The sequence below is a fragment of the Gramella sp. MAR_2010_147 genome (assembly GCF_900105135.1).
GTDB lineage: Bacteria > Bacteroidota > Bacteroidia > Flavobacteriales > Flavobacteriaceae > Christiangramia.
On sequence record NZ_LT629741.1, the window covers coordinates 535,690 to 553,094 of the forward strand.

14 protein-coding genes are annotated in these 17,405 nt (G+C 36.7%); 9 read left to right on the forward strand and 5 right to left on the reverse strand.

The genetic code is table 11. The annotated features are described in order from the left end of the window. Positions 1–123 precede the first annotated feature (123 nt). Positions 124–1,986 (forward strand): 30S ribosomal protein S1, encoded by a 1,863-nt coding sequence (gene rpsA, locus BLT95_RS02390; RefSeq protein ID WP_089664468.1) that lies wholly within the window; start codon positions 124–126, stop codon positions 1,984–1,986. A gap of 72 nt (positions 1,987–2,058) precedes the next feature. Here rpsA and BLT95_RS02395 read toward each other — a convergent pair whose 3' ends face one another. Both BLT95_RS02395 and BLT95_RS02400 read right to left on the reverse strand, forming a co-directional pair. Further along, positions 2,059–2,457, reverse strand: coding sequence for a response regulator (locus tag BLT95_RS02395; RefSeq protein WP_089664469.1), 399 nt, complete (start codon positions 2,455–2,457; stop codon positions 2,059–2,061). After that, positions 2,454–5,492, reverse strand: a complete 3,039-nt coding sequence (locus tag BLT95_RS02400) for a PAS domain S-box protein (RefSeq protein ID WP_089664470.1) — start codon at positions 5,490–5,492, stop codon at positions 2,454–2,456. Before BLT95_RS02400 ends, BLT95_RS02395 begins: the two co-directional genes overlap by 4 nt. 283 nt (positions 5,493–5,775) lie before the next feature. On the opposite strand from BLT95_RS02400, the gene BLT95_RS02405 reads away from it, so the two are divergent. The 8 genes from BLT95_RS02405 to BLT95_RS02440 all read left to right on the forward strand — a co-directional run bounded on the left by BLT95_RS02405 (position 5,776) and on the right by BLT95_RS02440 (position 12,513). Next, positions 5,776–6,549, forward strand: coding sequence for a ferritin-like domain-containing protein (locus BLT95_RS02405; RefSeq protein ID WP_089664471.1), 774 nt, complete (start codon positions 5,776–5,778; stop codon positions 6,547–6,549). A 24-nt stretch (positions 6,550–6,573) separates the two neighbouring features. After that, a complete protein-coding gene (locus tag BLT95_RS02410; protein WP_089664472.1) occupies positions 6,574–7,377 on the forward strand; it encodes a ferritin-like domain-containing protein in 804 nt (267 codons plus the stop codon). Between the two features lie 527 nt (positions 7,378–7,904). Continuing rightward, complete coding sequence (locus BLT95_RS02415) at positions 7,905–8,906, forward strand: alpha/beta fold hydrolase (RefSeq protein WP_089664473.1); 1,002 nt, start codon at positions 7,905–7,907, stop codon at positions 8,904–8,906. A 126-nt stretch (positions 8,907–9,032) separates the two neighbouring features. Next, positions 9,033–9,572 carry a bifunctional pyr operon transcriptional regulator/uracil phosphoribosyltransferase PyrR gene (pyrR, locus tag BLT95_RS02420; RefSeq protein ID WP_089664474.1) on the forward strand — a complete coding sequence of 180 codons (540 nt, stop codon included), beginning with the start codon at positions 9,033–9,035 and terminating at the stop codon, positions 9,570–9,572. 7 nt (positions 9,573–9,579) lie between these two features. After that, positions 9,580–10,512, forward strand: coding sequence for an aspartate carbamoyltransferase catalytic subunit (locus tag BLT95_RS02425; protein WP_089664475.1), 933 nt, complete (start codon positions 9,580–9,582; stop codon positions 10,510–10,512). Positions 10,513–10,552: 40 nt separating this feature from the next. Next, a complete protein-coding gene (locus tag BLT95_RS02430) occupies positions 10,553–10,885 on the forward strand; it encodes a ribonuclease Z (protein WP_089664476.1) in 333 nt (110 codons plus the stop codon). Positions 10,886–10,922: 37 nt separating this feature from the next. Beyond that, positions 10,923–11,831 carry a ribonuclease Z gene (locus tag BLT95_RS02435; RefSeq protein ID WP_089664477.1) on the forward strand — a complete coding sequence of 303 codons (909 nt, stop codon included), beginning with the start codon at positions 10,923–10,925 and terminating at the stop codon, positions 11,829–11,831. A 175-nt stretch (positions 11,832–12,006) separates the two neighbouring features. After that, entirely contained in the window at positions 12,007–12,513 is a 507-nt protein-coding gene (locus tag BLT95_RS02440) for a CAP domain-containing protein (RefSeq protein WP_089664478.1), read from the forward strand. A 254-nt stretch (positions 12,514–12,767) separates the two neighbouring features. Here the strand turns inward: BLT95_RS02440 and BLT95_RS02445 are convergent, their stop codons facing one another. From BLT95_RS02445 to BLT95_RS02455, 3 genes are all read right to left on the reverse strand, one after another. Next, positions 12,768–14,237: a S41 family peptidase gene (locus BLT95_RS02445; protein WP_089664479.1), complete on the reverse strand. Its 1,470-nt coding sequence runs from the start codon at positions 14,235–14,237 to the stop codon at positions 12,768–12,770. 384 nt (positions 14,238–14,621) lie between these two features. Beyond that, positions 14,622–16,481 carry an OmpA family protein gene (locus BLT95_RS02450; protein ID WP_089664480.1) on the reverse strand — a complete coding sequence of 620 codons (1,860 nt, stop codon included), beginning with the start codon at positions 16,479–16,481 and terminating at the stop codon, positions 14,622–14,624. Between the two features lie 17 nt (positions 16,482–16,498). Beyond that, a complete protein-coding gene (locus BLT95_RS02455) occupies positions 16,499–17,395 on the reverse strand; it encodes a type IX secretion system membrane protein PorP/SprF (protein ID WP_089664481.1) in 897 nt (298 codons plus the stop codon). Positions 17,396–17,405 lie beyond the last annotated feature (10 nt).

Below are 17,405 nucleotides of genomic sequence, written 5' to 3' on the forward strand. Positions count from 1 at the left end.
CCTTTTTGGCAGAACACCGGAAATCCAAAAAGGATTGAAAATCAAAACTATAAACAACTTCTGTAGTTTCTGTTTTGCTGAAAGATTTCCGAAGAAACTCAGAATACAAATTTAAAGTCAGTAATGGCTGAAGAAACAAAAAACAAAGAAGTTCAGGACAACACTGAGAATGTTGATGTTCAGGACGTAGCAGGTATGGATTCTCAATCTCAACCTGAACAAGAAAAACAACAGGACAATCCTGAAAAATTTCTTAAAGAATTTAACTGGCACAATTACGAAGAAGGAATTGATCCTATCGACGATGAGAAGCTGGAAGAATTTGAAAAGCTAGTTGAAGAAAATTTCGTTGACACTTTAGATGATGAAGTTGTAACAGGAAAAGTAATTAATATTACAGATCGTGATGCAATTATCGATATCAATGCGAAAAGTGAAGGTGTAATTTCTCTAAATGAATTTCGTTACAATCCAGACCTTAAAGAAGGAGATGATGTTGAGGTGTTAATCGACGTTCGCGAAGATTCTACCGGGCAGTTGATCCTTTCTCACCGTAAGGCGAGAGTGATCAAGGCGTGGGAAAGAGTAAACACAGCACACGATGAAAGTCTTGTAGTGAATGGATTCATTAAATGTCGTACCAAAGGAGGTATGATCGTAGACGTATTTGGTATCGAAGCTTTCCTTCCAGGATCGCAAATCGATGTGAAGCCAATTAGAGATTACGATGCTTACGTTGGTAAGAACATGGAATTCAAAGTGGTTAAAATTAACCATGAATTCAAAAACGTTGTGGTATCTCACAAAGCGCTTATCGAAGCAGATATCGAAGAGCAGAAGAAAGAGATCATCGGTCAGCTTGAAAAAGGTCAGGTACTTGAAGGTACTGTTAAGAACATTACTTCTTACGGTGTATTCGTTGACCTTGGAGGTGTTGACGGGCTTGTACACATTACAGATCTTAGCTGGTCTAGAATCAACCATCCAAATGAGATCGTTGAACTTGATCAGAAATTGAACGTAGTAATTCTTGACTTTGATGAGTCTAAGTCTAGAATTCAGTTAGGTCTTAAGCAATTGAGCCAGCACCCATGGGATGCACTTAGCGAAGAACTTAAAGTAGGTGATAATGTAAAAGGTAAAGTAGTTGTAATTGCAGATTACGGTGCATTTATCGAAGTTGCTGAAGGTGTTGAAGGTCTTATCCACGTTTCTGAAATGTCCTGGAGTACGCACTTGCGCTCGGCTCAGGATTTCGTAAATGTTGGTGATGAGGTAGAAGCACAGATCCTTACTTTAGATAGAGAAGATAGAAAAATGTCTCTTGGTATCAAGCAATTGAGCCAGGATCCATGGACAGATATTACTACTAAATATCCTGTTGGTTCTAAGCATAAAGGTATTGTTCGTAACTTCACTAACTTTGGTGTATTCGTAGAGCTAGAAGAAGGAATCGACGGACTTATCTATATTTCTGATCTTTCCTGGACTAAGAAGATCAAGCACCCATCAGAATTTACTAACGTAGGTGATGAGCTTGAAGTAGTGGTTCTTGAACTTGATGTTGAAGGAAGAAAACTTTCTCTTGGACATAAGCAGATCGAGGATAATCCGTGGGATAAGTATGAAGCTGATTTTGGAGTTGGAACTAAGCATACTGCAGCGATCACTGAGATCGTAGACAAAGGTGCTACTATAGATTTCAATGAAGATATTACAGCATTCATTCCGCAGAGACATCTTGAAAAAGAAGACGGAAGCAAGCTAGGAAAAGGTGAAGAAGCAGAATTCCAGATTATTGAATTCAATAAAGAATTTAAGAGAGTGGTAGCTTCTCACATGGTAATTCACAAAGAAGAAGAGCAAAAAATTGTTAAGCAGGCTGCTAAGAAATCAGCTTCGCAGAACAAAGATAACGCCACTACTATTGGTGATGTTAATGCTGATCTTCAAGCGTTGAAAGACAAAATGGAAGGAAAGAAGTAATCTTCCCTGATATTTATAAAGTAAAAACCTCCTTAGGAAACTAAGGAGGTTTTTTTGTTTTTGGTATTATAATTACTCTGCCTCTACAAGAAGTTCTTGAAGTTTCTGGGAACTAATAGGCTTAATTAGGTAATTGCTTACTTTATCATATTCACTGGCTTTCGCTACATCATGAGGGTCTATGGAAGAAGTAACTATATAAATGATTATTTCTTTTGTACATGGAATTGCTGTAAATTCATCCAGAAATTGCCAGCCATCCATAATAGGCATATTTAGATCCAGAAGAATTACATCTGGTAAAGAAGGCTGGTTAGATTTAATTATAGGCTCTAAATGTTTAATGGCATCTTCACCGTTATGAAATACCATAAAATTGTCGCAAAAATTAGCTAGTTTCATGATCTTCTTTGTTCCAAATACAAATATTGGATCATCATCAATAATACATGCAATATCAACTTTTCTCATCCTTTCTTTAGATTTATAATGAATTTAGTTCCCTGATCTACAGCACTTTCTACCTCAATGCTGCCTTCCATAGCTTCAATTTGATTTTTAGTGATAAATAAACCAATACCCCGGGAGTCTTTATGCTTATGAAAGGTTTTATACATGCCGAATAGTTTCTGGCGATGTTTTTTCAGATCGATCCCAAGACCATTATCCTCAATAATTAGCTGAATATGTTGTTTCCTTTTCTGTATGCTGAAACTTATAAAGCTATCTCTATCTGTAGACCTATACTTGATTGCATTTGTTGTGAAATTCAACAAAATACTTTCCATGTAAGCTTTAACTCCTAAAATGTTACAGTCGGCAGGGACCTTATTTATAATTTCCAGATGAGCATTATTGATCAATCCAGCAACAGAGCTTGATGCTCTATCTACTTCTTTCCGCAGATTTATTTTTACAAGTGTTTCACTTACAGAAGTGTTAATTACAGTGACTTCGTTTAGGTGTTCTATTGTTTCTTTAAGACCATCAGAAGATTTATAGAGCATCTCAATGATCTGGTTTCGCTTTTGGTCGGGATATTCTTCTACAAAGAGGTCCAGAAGCATTCCAAAATTACCGGAATGAGATCTTAAATTATGTGAGACGATATGAGCAAAATTCTTTAACCTGTCATTTTGATCTTTGGTCAATTCTAAGATATTTGACAGTTCTCTTTCTGCATTCTTTAATTTGGAAATATTCGTGGCAACTGCTAGATACCCTATGATCTCATTTTGATCTTTAATGGCTGTTAGCGTTAATTGTACCGGAAACATAGCACCATTTTTCGGCTTATATAGCCATTCCCTGGTGTCAAAACCACCCTTTAAAGCCATTGCTTTTAAAAGTTCTACTCCTTCAAATCGCTCACCATAATTTTCTTCAAATTCTAAAGACCTGGCTTTTAATTCTTTTTTTGAATGAACAACTTCTGTGGTACGCTTCCCGATCATTTCCTCTCTGGAATATCCTAAAAGGTTTTCAGCTCCTTTATTAAAAGCTGTAATAGTCCCTTCGGGATTTATACTTATCATGCTAACCCGGGTACTGGAGTCTAAAAGACCTTCAAGCTCTGCAAGCGTTTTTCTAAGCTTAGCCTCCGCAATTTTTTCATTTGAAATATCTGTGATCTGTGATACGAAAAACAGAGGCTTATTTTTATCATTTCTCACAAGTGAAACTGCCAGATTAATATAAACGAGATGCCCATCCTTATGGTAATAGCGTTTATCCATATGGTAAAACTCTCTCTTACCCTCTATTAGCTCATTGAGAAGTTTTAGATCCAGGTCCAGGTCTTCGGGGTGTGTAATGTCACGAAAATTTAGTTCTTTTAGCTCAGTAGCGCTATACCCTACAATATCACAAACTCTGTTGTTTATCTGAACCCACTTTCCGTCGGGATTCACAATAGCCATTCCTATGGCCGCATGTTCAAAACTTCCCCGGAAGGATTCCTGACTAATTTTATGTTTGTTTTCTGCTTCAATTCTTTTAGTGATGTCGTGCATGGCAATAACTGCACCTGCAATTTTTCCATTTTCATCGAATAGTTGAGACCCGTTTACTGAAACCTTTCGTGCTTTTCCTATTTTAGGCTTGATCATGATTTCATCATTTTCAAGCTTACCATGATTCAAAACTTTCAATAATGGGATTTCAGAGTGATCTAAAGCCTTGGTGCCTTCTATATTGAATAACCCATAATATTCTGATAATTCATTTTGAGGAATAGGTTTTAAGGGTAATCCATGCCAGTCTTTTGTTGCTCTGTTAAATAGGCTCAGGCTGCCATTTTGATCACACGCTACAATACCAACATCTATACTTTCCAGGACTGTTTCTATTAGTTGTTGCCTTTTAAACATTTCTCTTTCGGCAAGTTTCATAGGGGTAATATCTGCAGTATGCATTAGAATACCGCCAATCTTATGATCGCTTGTATACCATGGTCTTATTTCCCAGCTTATCCATTGTTCTGTGCCATCTGGATAGAAATAGCAATCTTCATCTTTACTGTGAATTTCCCCAAGCATACATTTTTGATGTACTTCTTTCCATTCATCTGAGATATTTGGAAAAATATCATAGTGACATTTTCCTATAACCTGTCTGTCAGTAATATGATAATCTTCCAGCCATTTGTTAGAAGCTGCAATGTATTCCATTTCCCTATCGAACATGGCTATTGCACTGGGAGCCTGATCTATAAATAATCTTTTAATTTCAAGGCGGTTTTTTTCTTCAGTTATATCAGTATGAAACCCTGTCATCCACTCTGGTTCGCCATTCTTGGTCCAGCTAACCACTTTGCCTTTATCTCTTACCCACACCCAATTTCCCTGTTTATTCCTCATTCTGGCATCGGTAAGATAGTAGTCGGTTTTACCTTCAAAGTGTTTTTGAAGTTCCCTGTTACATTTTTCCTGATCTTGAGGATGGCTAAGACTTTCCCAGGTTTTAATGGAAGTAGGCCTCAGCTCATCAATGTTGTAACCCAGCACTTCTGCCCATTTATCGCTAAATATGGTTTCACCAGTTTGAATATTCCATTGCCAGTTGCCTAATTCAGCCCCTTCAATTATTTTCTCATATCGATTAATTTTTCGAAGGAGGTTATATTTTAACTCTGGAGATTGATTTGTTTGATTGAAGCCTAATATCAAGTACTGGAAATCCTGATCTTGAATCTTCTGCACATTTACAGAGAGCCGAAGTTTAAATCCCTGTTTGTGTTTTAAGAATAATCGGGTTTTTCCTTTTTCAATATTATTGATTAAGGCTGTAGTTTCTTTGTCGAGAAAATCTGAAGTGAATTCTTCTTTCTCAAAATCTTTTGAAGAATACCCCAATACCGAACGTAATTTTGGATTTAACCAGATTCTATCGGGAGAAGAAGGTTGAAAGATTAAAAAACCATCCATTGCATTTACTTGAGTAAACTCAAATAAATCCTGGTTTTCCCTAATTAAGGAGAAAACCCTATCCATAACGTCATAAGTCATTCTGTAAGTTTTAAGATTTGGGCATCTTATTGTTCTACAAGTAAAACGAAATCTATTTAAAATACAATTAAAATATTGGTTATGCTCCAAATTAGATTTCCGAATTCACGTAAGAAAAAGTTGTCAGTGAAGTCTTGGTTTTGAAGATGTAGTACAATATTCACTTTTAAAACGCATATTTTTTATTAAAAAAAGTTAAATAATGAATATTCAAAAACTTTTTAACTGATTGATTCGTAAGTATTTATATAGATGAGATTATTAACCACTAAATATTTTAATTATGAAAAAACCAGTTAATTCTAACGGGCTTACACAAACCGATTTCCAGTTGGTAAATTCCAGACGAAAATTTCTTAAGACTGGGAGCCTTTTAATTGCGGGCTCCAGTGTATTATTTTATGCTTGCGACCCGGATAGTGCAGAGGATGCGGAAATTTTAAATGTTGCCGACGCCAAAGGATTTGAAAATAAAAAGGTCTACAATCTTGGGAAAGGGGATATAGGTATTCTTAATTATGCTTATGTGCTAGAGCAATTAGAAGCTGAGTTCTACACTCAGGTTCTGGACGGGGCCTATTGGGCAAGCGCATCCATGATAGAGAAGAAAATGTTGGAAGATATCTATAAGCATGAAGTTATTCACAGGGAATTTTTTCAAACCGTGCTAAGCTCTTTTGATATTCAACCAAGTAAAAGAATTCCTGAATTGGAGTTCGATTTTTCTTCGGTAGATTTCAGTGATAGGGATTCAGTTCTGGGTACCAGTATTGTTTTAGAAGATACGGGAGTTTCGGCTTATAATGGCGCTGGAGATCTTATTGAAAATACAGATTATTTACTTATAGCGGGGAAAATTGTTTCGGTAGAAGCCAGGCATGCTTCTGCAGTTCGTTCGGTATATCTAATGGATGATTTTGCATTCGCAGGGGATGATGTAGTAGATCCCGTAACCGGACTTGATCTTGCTGCTGAACCAAAGGATGTGATTTCCAAAGTAAACGCTACAGGATTTATTGTAGATAAAATAGTGGCGAGTGCACTACCAAAGAAATAATCTAGTAACATTAAAAAACAAATTATGAATATTATAAATTTTTTAGAAGGTTTTACCACAGAAAGCCTTTCGACAGGTAAGTCATCACGTAGATATATGTTAGGAACTTTAGGTTCGTTAGGAAAAAAGGCGGCCTTAGCTTCAGTGCCCTTTGGAATGGCAACCAGTACTTCCTATGCTCAGGGAACTAAAAAGCATGGCCCACCATTACGACTAGCACTCACATTAGAGTATCTGGAAGCAGAATTTTATATGCTGGCATTAGAATCTGGCATATTGCCCTCTGGAAAACCTGAAAATATATATATGCAAATTTCAAAACATGAAGATGCTCATGTGGCTTTGCTAAAATCTGTTCTTGACGATTCCGGAGTAGACACTTCTTCTCCGACTTTTGATTTTACAGCAGGCGGTATGTTTGATCCTTTTAATCAGGATAATCCAAATGCTTATGCACAATTACTGGCTTTAGCACAGGCATTTGAAGATACCGGTGTGCGGGCATACAAGGGCCAGGCGGGTAACTTACAGGGAACACCCTATTTAGAACCAGCATTGCAAATACATTCTGTAGAAGCCAGACATGCTTCAGAAATAAGGAGGCTTAGAGGTCTGGAAGGTTGGATAACTCTGGATCAGAGAGGAGAGGATATGCCTTTAGCAACTCAACCGGTTTATGATGGGGAAGAATTAATTGTTCAAGCCGGGGTGGATTTAACTGCAATAACTGCTTTTGATGCAATTGCAGCTTCTCAGTCTTTTGATGAACCTATTTCCGGAGAAACGGCTGTTGCTATTGCAAGTTTATTTATTAACCAGGAGGAATAATTGCTTTGAAAACTGAATGGACCCGCACTTACTGCGGGTCTATTTTTTTTCTAATCTTTCCAGCTCTCATAAAATTGAATTCTTCTAAGAGTTTAAAATATGTGTTCTTTTATTTTTAAACTGAAAATATATTGAAATGGGTAAGGCAAGGGTCGATGGCCATCTCATTTAATATTTCAGACTAAGTACTGAAAATGATTATTTTGACTACTATTTCTAATCTGTTGATTGAGGGTTAAAAGAAGAAGCTGGATCATTTTGATCACCGTTGAGCGCAGAGCTTTCATTAAGAAATTCAGAAGTATTTGTAGGACTTATCCATACATGAAATGGCTCACCATAGCGTCATATTTAAGTTACTGGGTTAAACCTAAATCTATTTAAAATTAGAAAGACTTAATAAAGTCTATAAATTCCGATTCACTACTCACTTCAAGTTTTCTCTATTATTTCAAGGTATTTTACTGAAATAGCCGTTTTCACAAAAGTTTGGTTGCGAAGGGTCATAAATTCCCTATCATTGACGTATGAAAAAAAGATACTGGATAATATTATTCCTGATCCTGGCACTAACAATCACCTATTTCTCTGGTCCTGTGCCTCCAACACCAAAGTATACTAATGAATTGCCAGATTTGCCTTCTAATCTTAAGGATTTAGAGCAATTTATTGCTGAGACTGAAGATTCTATGCCAGTAAGAAATGACAATCGGGCAAGAATTGTTTGGCAGAATAACGTCCCGGTGAAAACGACATATAGCATCGTTTATTTACACGGTTTCGCTGGAAGTTATAAAGATGGTTATCCTGTAAATAAAAATATAGCCGATTCTCTTCACGCCAATATTTTCTATTCAAGATGGGCCGGACATGGATTAAAACCACCGGCTTCTTTAGATAATTTTTCAGGAGAACACGCATGGGAATCGGCGAAAGAAGCTCTTGAAATTGGCAGAAAAATTGGAGATAAAGTTATTATTATGAGTACTTCTACGGGCGGGACCCTTGCACTAAAACTGGCTGCAGAATTTCCAGAAATGGTACATGCCCTAATTAATCTATCCCCAAACATGGAAGACGATCAGCCTGGCACCTTTGTTTTAAATACATCCTGGGGATATGAGATAGCGAATCTCATATCGTTCGGAAAAAACAAAAAAATTGAGCATGAGCAGGAAATAGCTAAACAATACTGGGACACTATTTACCCTTCTAAAGCTTTAGTAGATCTTCAGGTTCTGGTAGAGACCACAATGCTACCAGAAACTTTCAAAAATGTGAAATGCCCTGTTCTTACATTATATTATCATAAAAATTTTATAGAAGAAGATCAGCATGTAGAAGTTAGCGTTTATGAAGCCGCTCATACGTTGTTTTCAACACCAGATTCTTTAAAAGTTTTAAAACCTCTGGAAACACCAGGCACTCATTTTATTGGTAGTGATATAAAATCTAAGGATACTAAAATAGTTGAAAAAGAAATAATTACCTTTTTAAGAGATAAAGTGAAGGTGCAAGTTAAGTCCTGAAATTAGTTATTATGATTTTCGAATGATAGCTCGTAGCAGAAAGTTGAATTTACCTGAGATGGGAGTCGGGCTTTATAAATCAATCCAAAAAAAACATTACTTTTGTTGCAATCTACAAATAGTCTTATGAGCCGGAAAGTACTACTAGACGCTACCCAACTCAACATTATTCTACATCGTTTGGCTTGTCAATTGGTAGAAAAACACACAGATTTCAATAATACCGTGCTCGTTGGTATCCAACCCAGAGGGATCTTTGTGACAAATAGAATAGAAAAAATACTAAAAGAGGAATATGGTCTGGAAAATATTTTGACCGGCCAGTTAGATATTACTTTTTACAGGGACGATTTTAGAAGAGGCGAAAAGCCCTTAGAAGCTAATAAAACCAGAATCGATTTTGTGGTAGAAGATAAACGCGTGGTATTTATTGATGATGTTTTATATACCGGGCGTAGTATTCGCGCAGCCTTGACAGCAATTCAGTCATTTGGAAGACCGAGTGAAATAGAGCTTTTAAGTTTAATAGACAGAAGGTTTAGCAGACATTTACCCATTCAGCCAGATTACAATGGGAGGCAGGTAGATGCCATTAATGAAGAAAAAGTAAAGGTAAGCTGGAAGGAGAACGATGGCGAAGATGCCGTTTACCTTATTTCAAAATAAAAGAGAAATGAGCAGTGAATTAAGTGTAGATCACTTATTGGGAATTAAATACCTGAAACCTGAAGATATAGAGCTTATCTTCAAAACAGCCGATCATTTTAAGGAGGTCATCAACCGGCCTATTAAAAAGGTACCCTCATTAAGAGATATTACCATTGCCAACTTATTTTTTGAAAACAGTACCAGGACGAGGTTATCTTTTGAACTTGCAGAAAAGCGTTTGAGTGCAGATGTTATTAATTTTTCTGCGGCCTCCTCTTCTGTAAAGAAAGGGGAAACCCTTATTGATACTGTTAATAATATCCTTTCTATGAAGGTGGATATGGTGGTAATGCGCCATCCTAATCCTGGTGCAGGTATTTTTCTTTCTAAACATGTAAACGCAAGTATCATTAATGCAGGTGATGGAGCGCATGAACATCCTACGCAGGCTTTACTTGATTCTTATTCTATCAGGGAAAGATTAGGGGATGTAAAAGGGAAGAAAGTCGTGATTGTGGGAGATATTTTACATAGCCGGGTAGCGCTTTCTAATATTTTCGCCTTAAAACTTCAGGGAGCTGAAGTGAAAGTTTGTGGCCCAAAAACGTTACTTCCAAAACATATTGAATCCCTGGGAGTAGGAGTGGAGATGAATTTAAAATCTGCTTTAGAATGGTGTGATGTTGCCAACATGCTTAGGGTGCAAAATGAGCGCATGGATATCAGCTACTTTCCAAGTACCCGCGAATATGTAAAGCAGTTTGGTTTGAATAAACGCTTATTGGATAACCTGAATAAGGAAATAGTAGTAATGCATCCCGGACCCATAAACAGGGGAGTGGAGATCACTAGTGATGTTGCAGACTCAGATCATGCGATCATATTAGATCAGGTTCAAAACGGCGTAGCAGTTAGAATGGCTGTAATTTATCTGTTAGCCTCTAAGATCAAACAATAGTGACATCCTCTAAAAGAGAAGTATAATTAAGTATTTATATATGAAGACTTCCAAAAAAGAAAATTTTCTGCTTATTGAAAATGATACTGATTCTTTAGCTGTGTTTTCTTCAGAACTCACAAAGAATCATGATGATCTTAAGAATGACAATGTGGTGATAGATCTTCGAGAGTATAGAGATATTGAAGGAGACCATTTATTAGCTTTTCTTGAAATCTCGAATATTCACAGACAGGAAAACAAAAGTTTTGTGCTGGTGAGTGATGTTATTGGCATAGATGAATTACCAGAGGAACTGGTTGTGGTACCTACACTGCTTGAAGCTGAAGATATGATCCAGATGGATGAGATCCAGAGAGACCTTGGGTTTTAAAGATCTGTTTTGCCCTAAAATTGAAAATGTAGATTGAATGAAAATTACCATTCTGGGTTGTTATGCAGCCACGCCCCGCAGTTTTACCAATCCAACTTCCCAAATCCTGGAAATTAAAAATCACTTATTCCTGATAGATTGTGGTGAAGGCACGCAGGTTCAGCTGAGGCGTAATAAAGTGAAATTTTCAAAAATCAAGCATATTTTTATTTCTCATCTTCATGGTGATCATTTTTACGGTCTGATTGGTCTGGTATCAACGTTTAGATTGCTTAACCGGGATTCTGAATTGCATATTTATGGTCCTAAAGGAATTAAAGAGATTATAACGCTACAGTTAAAGCTGGCAAATTCCTGGACTAATTTTCCGCTTATTTTTCACGAACTAACTTCTAAAGAACCGGAAGTTTTATTTGAAGATTCCAAGGTTAGTGTTAGCACACTACCTCTTAAACATAGGGTTTATACAAATGGTTTTCTTTTTAAGGAGAAAGTAGGAGACCGGAAATTATTAATAGATAGAGCCGAAGAACATAATATTGATTTTAGTCTTTTTAAAAGTCTTAAAAAAGGTAAAGATGTCATTTCAGAAGACGGAAAGCTTATTCCGAACCAATTGGTAACTGCAGATCCCCCACCTCCAAAATCATACGCCTTCTGCAGCGATACGGTATTTGATATGGAGCTTGTACCCTTAATAAAGAACATCACGGTTTTATATCACGAGTCTACATTCCTGGAAGATCAGGCAGAACTTGCTTTTCCTACCAAACATTCCACTGCAAAACAGGCTGCGACCATCGCTAAAGCCGCAAAGGCTGAGAAGCTTATTCTTGGTCATTATTCAACGAGATATGAGAATATCGAATTATTCCGTATCGAAGCTTCAGAAATTTTTCAGGATATCATTTTAGCCGATGATGGAAAGGAAATAGTCGTTGAATAACACCATTTAATTCTTAAATATAAATGTCTTTAATCTGCTAAGAATCAAGACTAAGGACGTAAATTCCTACAGAATATGTTAAAAATAGCAAAATATTAAGTAATTATTGTGTTGAATATGTTTTTAATCGATAAAAGATGTAGATTTATCTTCCCTGAATCTAACATTTCAACCTATGAAAAAAATTACTTTAACAGGATCCATGCTAATCATGTGTGCGTTGTTTCTTACATCGTGTTCAAAAGATAGCCTAGGAGAAGAAATCTCTTCTTACGACCAAGTTGTTACAGAGAGAGCAGATTATACTTATAGCACCATTGAAATAGAGATCTTAGAGGAGCTAAACCTTTATAGAAAAGCGATTGGGCTAAGAGAGCTAAAAGTAATACCGAATATTTCTATTGAATCTGAAGGGCACAATGAGTATATGATTGAGGAAGGTGTGGTAAGTCACGATAATTTTTCTGAGAGGGCATCATTTTTAATACAGGAGGTTGGAGCTAAAACAGTTGGAGAAAATGTAGGATATGGCTACAAAGATGCAAAAGCGGTAGTTAACGCCTGGTTAAAAAGTAAAGGACACAGAGAGAATGTAGAAGGTGATTATTCACATTTTGGAATTTCTGTTAGACAGGATGCAGATGGAAAAAATTATTTCACCAATATGTTCATCAAAAAATAGTAACGTTAAGTTTTGTTTTCCCCCCAAATTGAAAGAAAGGGTTCAGGCTAGAGGCTGACCCTTTTTTTTTTATACTGTATTCAGACTGCCTTGTAATTTTAAATCTACTTAACAAAATTGGCATTTGAGAATTTAAGACTTAAAGGTAAGTCAATAAAACAGCCCTGAATTTTAGAAATGATCTTTAGAATTTAATAAGCATAAAAAAGTCCAGGCATTAAACCTGAACTTTCAATGGTTTTTCGTTCCTCTATTTAAATACCCGCATCAGGAAGCTCGTTTATGTACATTCTTTGGTATTCTATTGAATTCATTCCGCTTTCGCCTAAAGGTTTAAAATCTAACCTCTGGATAGAAGATTTATTACTTTGAGAACGTCCAAGAATATCATTGATAGCTTTTTCTAATAAAGGTTCAGTAGGTTCACCTAATACTCCAAAATCATTTAAATTCTCTATATAAGTGATATCTGGTTCAAGACCATTTACATAATCTGATTTTCCTTCCGCATTAATAGATTTAAAGACCAGTGGCTGCATGGCGTAGTTATGATTTTTACTGGCTCCTTCCTTTCCAAAGTCATCACTATCATATAGTGTGACAGATGCCTGAAATTTTCCTACCGTACGATCTCCAATTTGTATTACGTTTATGTAAGGTTCCAGCCCGTTAATAATAAGCTCACTGGCAGAGGCACTGGAAGCCGAGGTGAGTATGTAAACCTCTGAAAGTTCCAGACTATTAATAACTGCACCAGTTCTTAATTTATCATTAAAACGGTTAATTAATGCTTCAGGATTCTGGTTTTCGTAGAACTGCTGATATTTAGAGTTCCACTGTTCTTTTATAAAAACCTTTTGATTAAACTGGCCGGTGATCATGCTAGAAAGAGCTTTTGCAGATTCTACAGAACCACCGCCGTTATATCTTAGATCCAGTACTAAGTGGGTTACTCCATTCGACTTAAAGTCTCCGAAAGCATTATTCAGCTCCCCGTCAAAATTAGCAATAAAACTATTATACATGAGATAGCCGATCTTCTTCCCTGAGATTTCGAATGTCTTTGAAATATATACGGGATTTTCGGTATAAACATTATCAGTCAGTGTCACTTGCTTATCTGTAAGTACAATTTGATTATTCTCTACAGATCCTACATTTATGGTAAAACTTTCATTATCGATAAGCCTTGAAAAATTGGAGGAGGTTAACTTTTGTCCATTGACTTCAGTGAAAATATCTCCTCTTTTTAAGCCAGCTTCAGAAGCAGAGGTATTTGGTAACACATATCTTATGATTCCAAAAACATTTGAGGTACCGGAGATTTGCCCAAGACCAAATTTTATTCCAGTAGCTCCACTCATCCCCTGGAAACGTTCTTCCAGACTATTATAATCATCGGTTATAAAACTAAACCGATCGAAAGAGGGGGTGAGATTATCAAAAAGATCTTCCGGAGAAGAAGAACCTGCCAGGAACTCGTTTTTATCACTTGCAGAATCAAAGTAGTTATTGGTCAGTTCCGGAACATCAGCTTTATATAAATAAATTTCATTCAATCCGTTATAGATAAAACTTTCTACCTCTAATTCTCCATTCTCTGTTGAACTGGTTGTGTTGTCAGTGCTCGTTTGAGTGTTCTCAATTACATCCTCATCTTTGGTGCAGGCGGTAAGAACAAATAACAGAACGATATTCAGGATCAATAATTTTTTCAATTTCATTATTCTATAGTTTTAGCAGGACTTTCCGGGGAAAATTGTCAAGTTTTTTGTATAAGGTTCAGGAACTATGCCAAAAGGTGTTAAATCACTAATGAGCTAATATTGAAACGTATACTGCTAATACCTACGTAATAAAATCGAAAAAGGTTCAGGCTAGAGGCTGAACCTTTTTCTTTTCAATCGATTTGTTGGGGTCGATTAATTTAATCTTAATAATTATTCTGTCTTCTAATAATTATCCCTTATCGATTCTGGTTAATTTTTATGGTAATATAGAAAGAGGCTATCTGAAAACCTCCTGTCCACTTCTGAGCTAAAAACAACTAGCAATAGGGGGAGACAGGAATAAGTCCGGAATGCCTCTTTCCTGGGTTAGTTAGAATTTTAATCCATTTTCACTACACTAAACATAGATCTTCTGTTTAATTGATGATCTTTTTCAGAACAGCGTTCACAATCTATAGCCGGCTTAGTTTCTCCGTAGCCTTTATAGGTGCTTATTCTATCTTCTGAAATATCTTTAGAAAGTAGATAATCGTAGGTAGCTTTAGCTCTTCTTTCAGCAAGTTTCTCGTTATACGCATTGGTTCCTCTGCGATCTGTATGGGAACCAATTTCAATGACCAGCTCTGGATATTGATTTTGCATAAGGTCTACCAGCTTATCCAACTCCTTTGCGGCATCTGGCCTTATGGCAGATTTATCAAAGTCGAAATAGATATTATCAATTTCAGCAAGGTATTCTACATCTTCTATAGGATTTAACTGAATGTCATAGATCATTTCATCTTTTTCATCGGTGTTCATTGTGCTCAACTCTCCATTAAAGGTTTTATACTTTATTTCTTTGGCTTCGAGCGGGAAAATTTTATCCCTGGCAACTTCAGTCTGGTAATTTCCTTCTTCATCCGTTTCAAGAAAAGCGATCTGTTCATTTTCCTTATTCATTACCCTTACCGTTGCCGCTGAAATCGGCTTTCCATTTACGGCGTCAGTTACCTGCCCCTTAACAATTAAGGGATTTAGTTTATTGAAAACATAGATATCATCACTACCTCCACCACGGTTGGTAGAGATAAATCCTTCTCTGGAATCTGATACCTGGAAATATGCAAAATCATCCATGCTGCTGTTCACCGGTTCCCCAAGGTTCTCAACTTCCCCATCTTCAAATCTGAAGATATCGAACAGGCCTAAACCAGCATGTCCATTAGAGGAAAAATATAATGTACCGTCTGTATCCATAAATGGAAATGTCTCGTCAAATTCGGTATTTACAGGTTCACCTAAATTTTCAGGAGTTCCAAAGTTCCCGTTTTCATCAACAGAAACTTTGTAAATATCAGTCCCTCCATTGCCATTTGGCATGTCTGATGTAAAATAAAGTGTTTTTCCATCTGGAGAAAGGGAAGGATGCCCTACTGAATAATCGCTGCTATTAAAGCTCAGTTCCTTAACATCTGCCCATCCATTTCCGGCACTTTTCGCTGAATATAATTTTAAGTGATTGGTTTTTTCTTTATCTCTTTTCCCTTCTTTATTGTCCAGGTAATTATTTCTGGTAAAATAGATAGTACTCCCGTCCGGACTTATCACGGCAGGACCGTCATGTAGCTTTGTATTTACATCGCCACCAATAGGACTTACATTTCCAGAGGACTTGTCCATCACATAAATATCAAGAAATGGTTCTCCATTCCAGCTATAAGTTTTCTCTTTTACAGCTTCATCCTTGGCTCTGGCAGAGACAAAGTAAACCTGTTCATCTTTCACAAAAACACCAAAGTCACTCACTTCTGAATTAAATTCTGAAGGCTGAACTTTGTAAGTAGCTCTACTTTTATATTCGTCTTTATTAAGCATGGTCTGGATCTGGTCAGATCCTTTGCCACTTTCCAGATATTTTCTAAGCCATTGTTTAGATTCGTCATATCGCTTAACTCCCCGAAGTGCCTGAGCATATTTATAATAATATTCAGGAGAGATGGTGGTATCTTCAATCACATCGCCGTAGTAATGAACCGCATTCTCCGGACTTCTAAGCATCATATAAGAATCCCCTAATTTGGTTGAATTATAGGTGATATTGTATTCATTCTCGATAAGTTCCTTGTAGACGTCGGTTGCTTCTAAATAGGCAAAATCCTTGTAAAGTCTATCAGCCTTTTTTTGCTTTCCACTCTGTGCCTGTACGCTAAGCGAACAGGAAAGAAGTATTAAAAATAGATAGTAAAAATTTTTCATAATGAACAGGCTTTAAGTTAAAAGAAACGGGGTGATTTGTACCTGGTATTCTTAAATCTAAACTCATAGATTAGCAGGAATTCATGCGATCCAGAGGTGTATGGTTGTATGTCTGATATTGAATACTCATAGGCATACCCAGCTCTGAAACCCGGGAATAATTGAATATCCAGAAAAGCTCCAACCGCATCATCAATTCTATAGTTGGCACCTAAAAAGAACTTTTCATTGAAAATGGCTGTCGCTGTTAGATCTACTGAAAGCGGAGCCCCTTTTGTAGCTTTAACCAGTGTTGAAGGTCTTAGCTTGAAACTGTCGCTCAGGTCAAACACATAGCCCGAAGTTAAGTAATAATGAACCTGTTCCAGAGCCTTGAACTCTTCCTGACGGTTATTATCCTTATTAATTAACTTAGGGGCAGAAAATCCAAGATACCAGTTCTGAGATGAAAGGTAAGCACCGGCTCCAAAATTTGGAGTCCAGCGATTAAACTCATCAGAAAAGAAGGGATCATCTCCTAAAGTAGGATCATCCAGGCCATAATAGTATGCGCCGGCTTTTAAACCAAGTCTTAAGGTTAAATCGGCACTAAGATCTACTCTATAAGAGAAATCTCCATAGACAAAGGTGGTGTTTTCATCTCCAATTTTATCGTTTATTACAGATAGCCCAAGACCTATCTTATCATTTCTCAAAGGAGAGTTAATAGATAAGGTTTGAGTGACCGGAGCTCCATCTACACCAACCCATTGATTTCTATTCAATGCTGTGATAGAAAATCCATCCCTGCTACCTGCATATGCCGGGTTTATAGAGATTGTATTGTACATGTACTGCGTAAACTGAGGGAGCTGTTGCGAAAAACCTGGAGCCGCAACAAATAGTATTAGTATAATTAGATAAACTTTTTTCATGGTTTCCCTT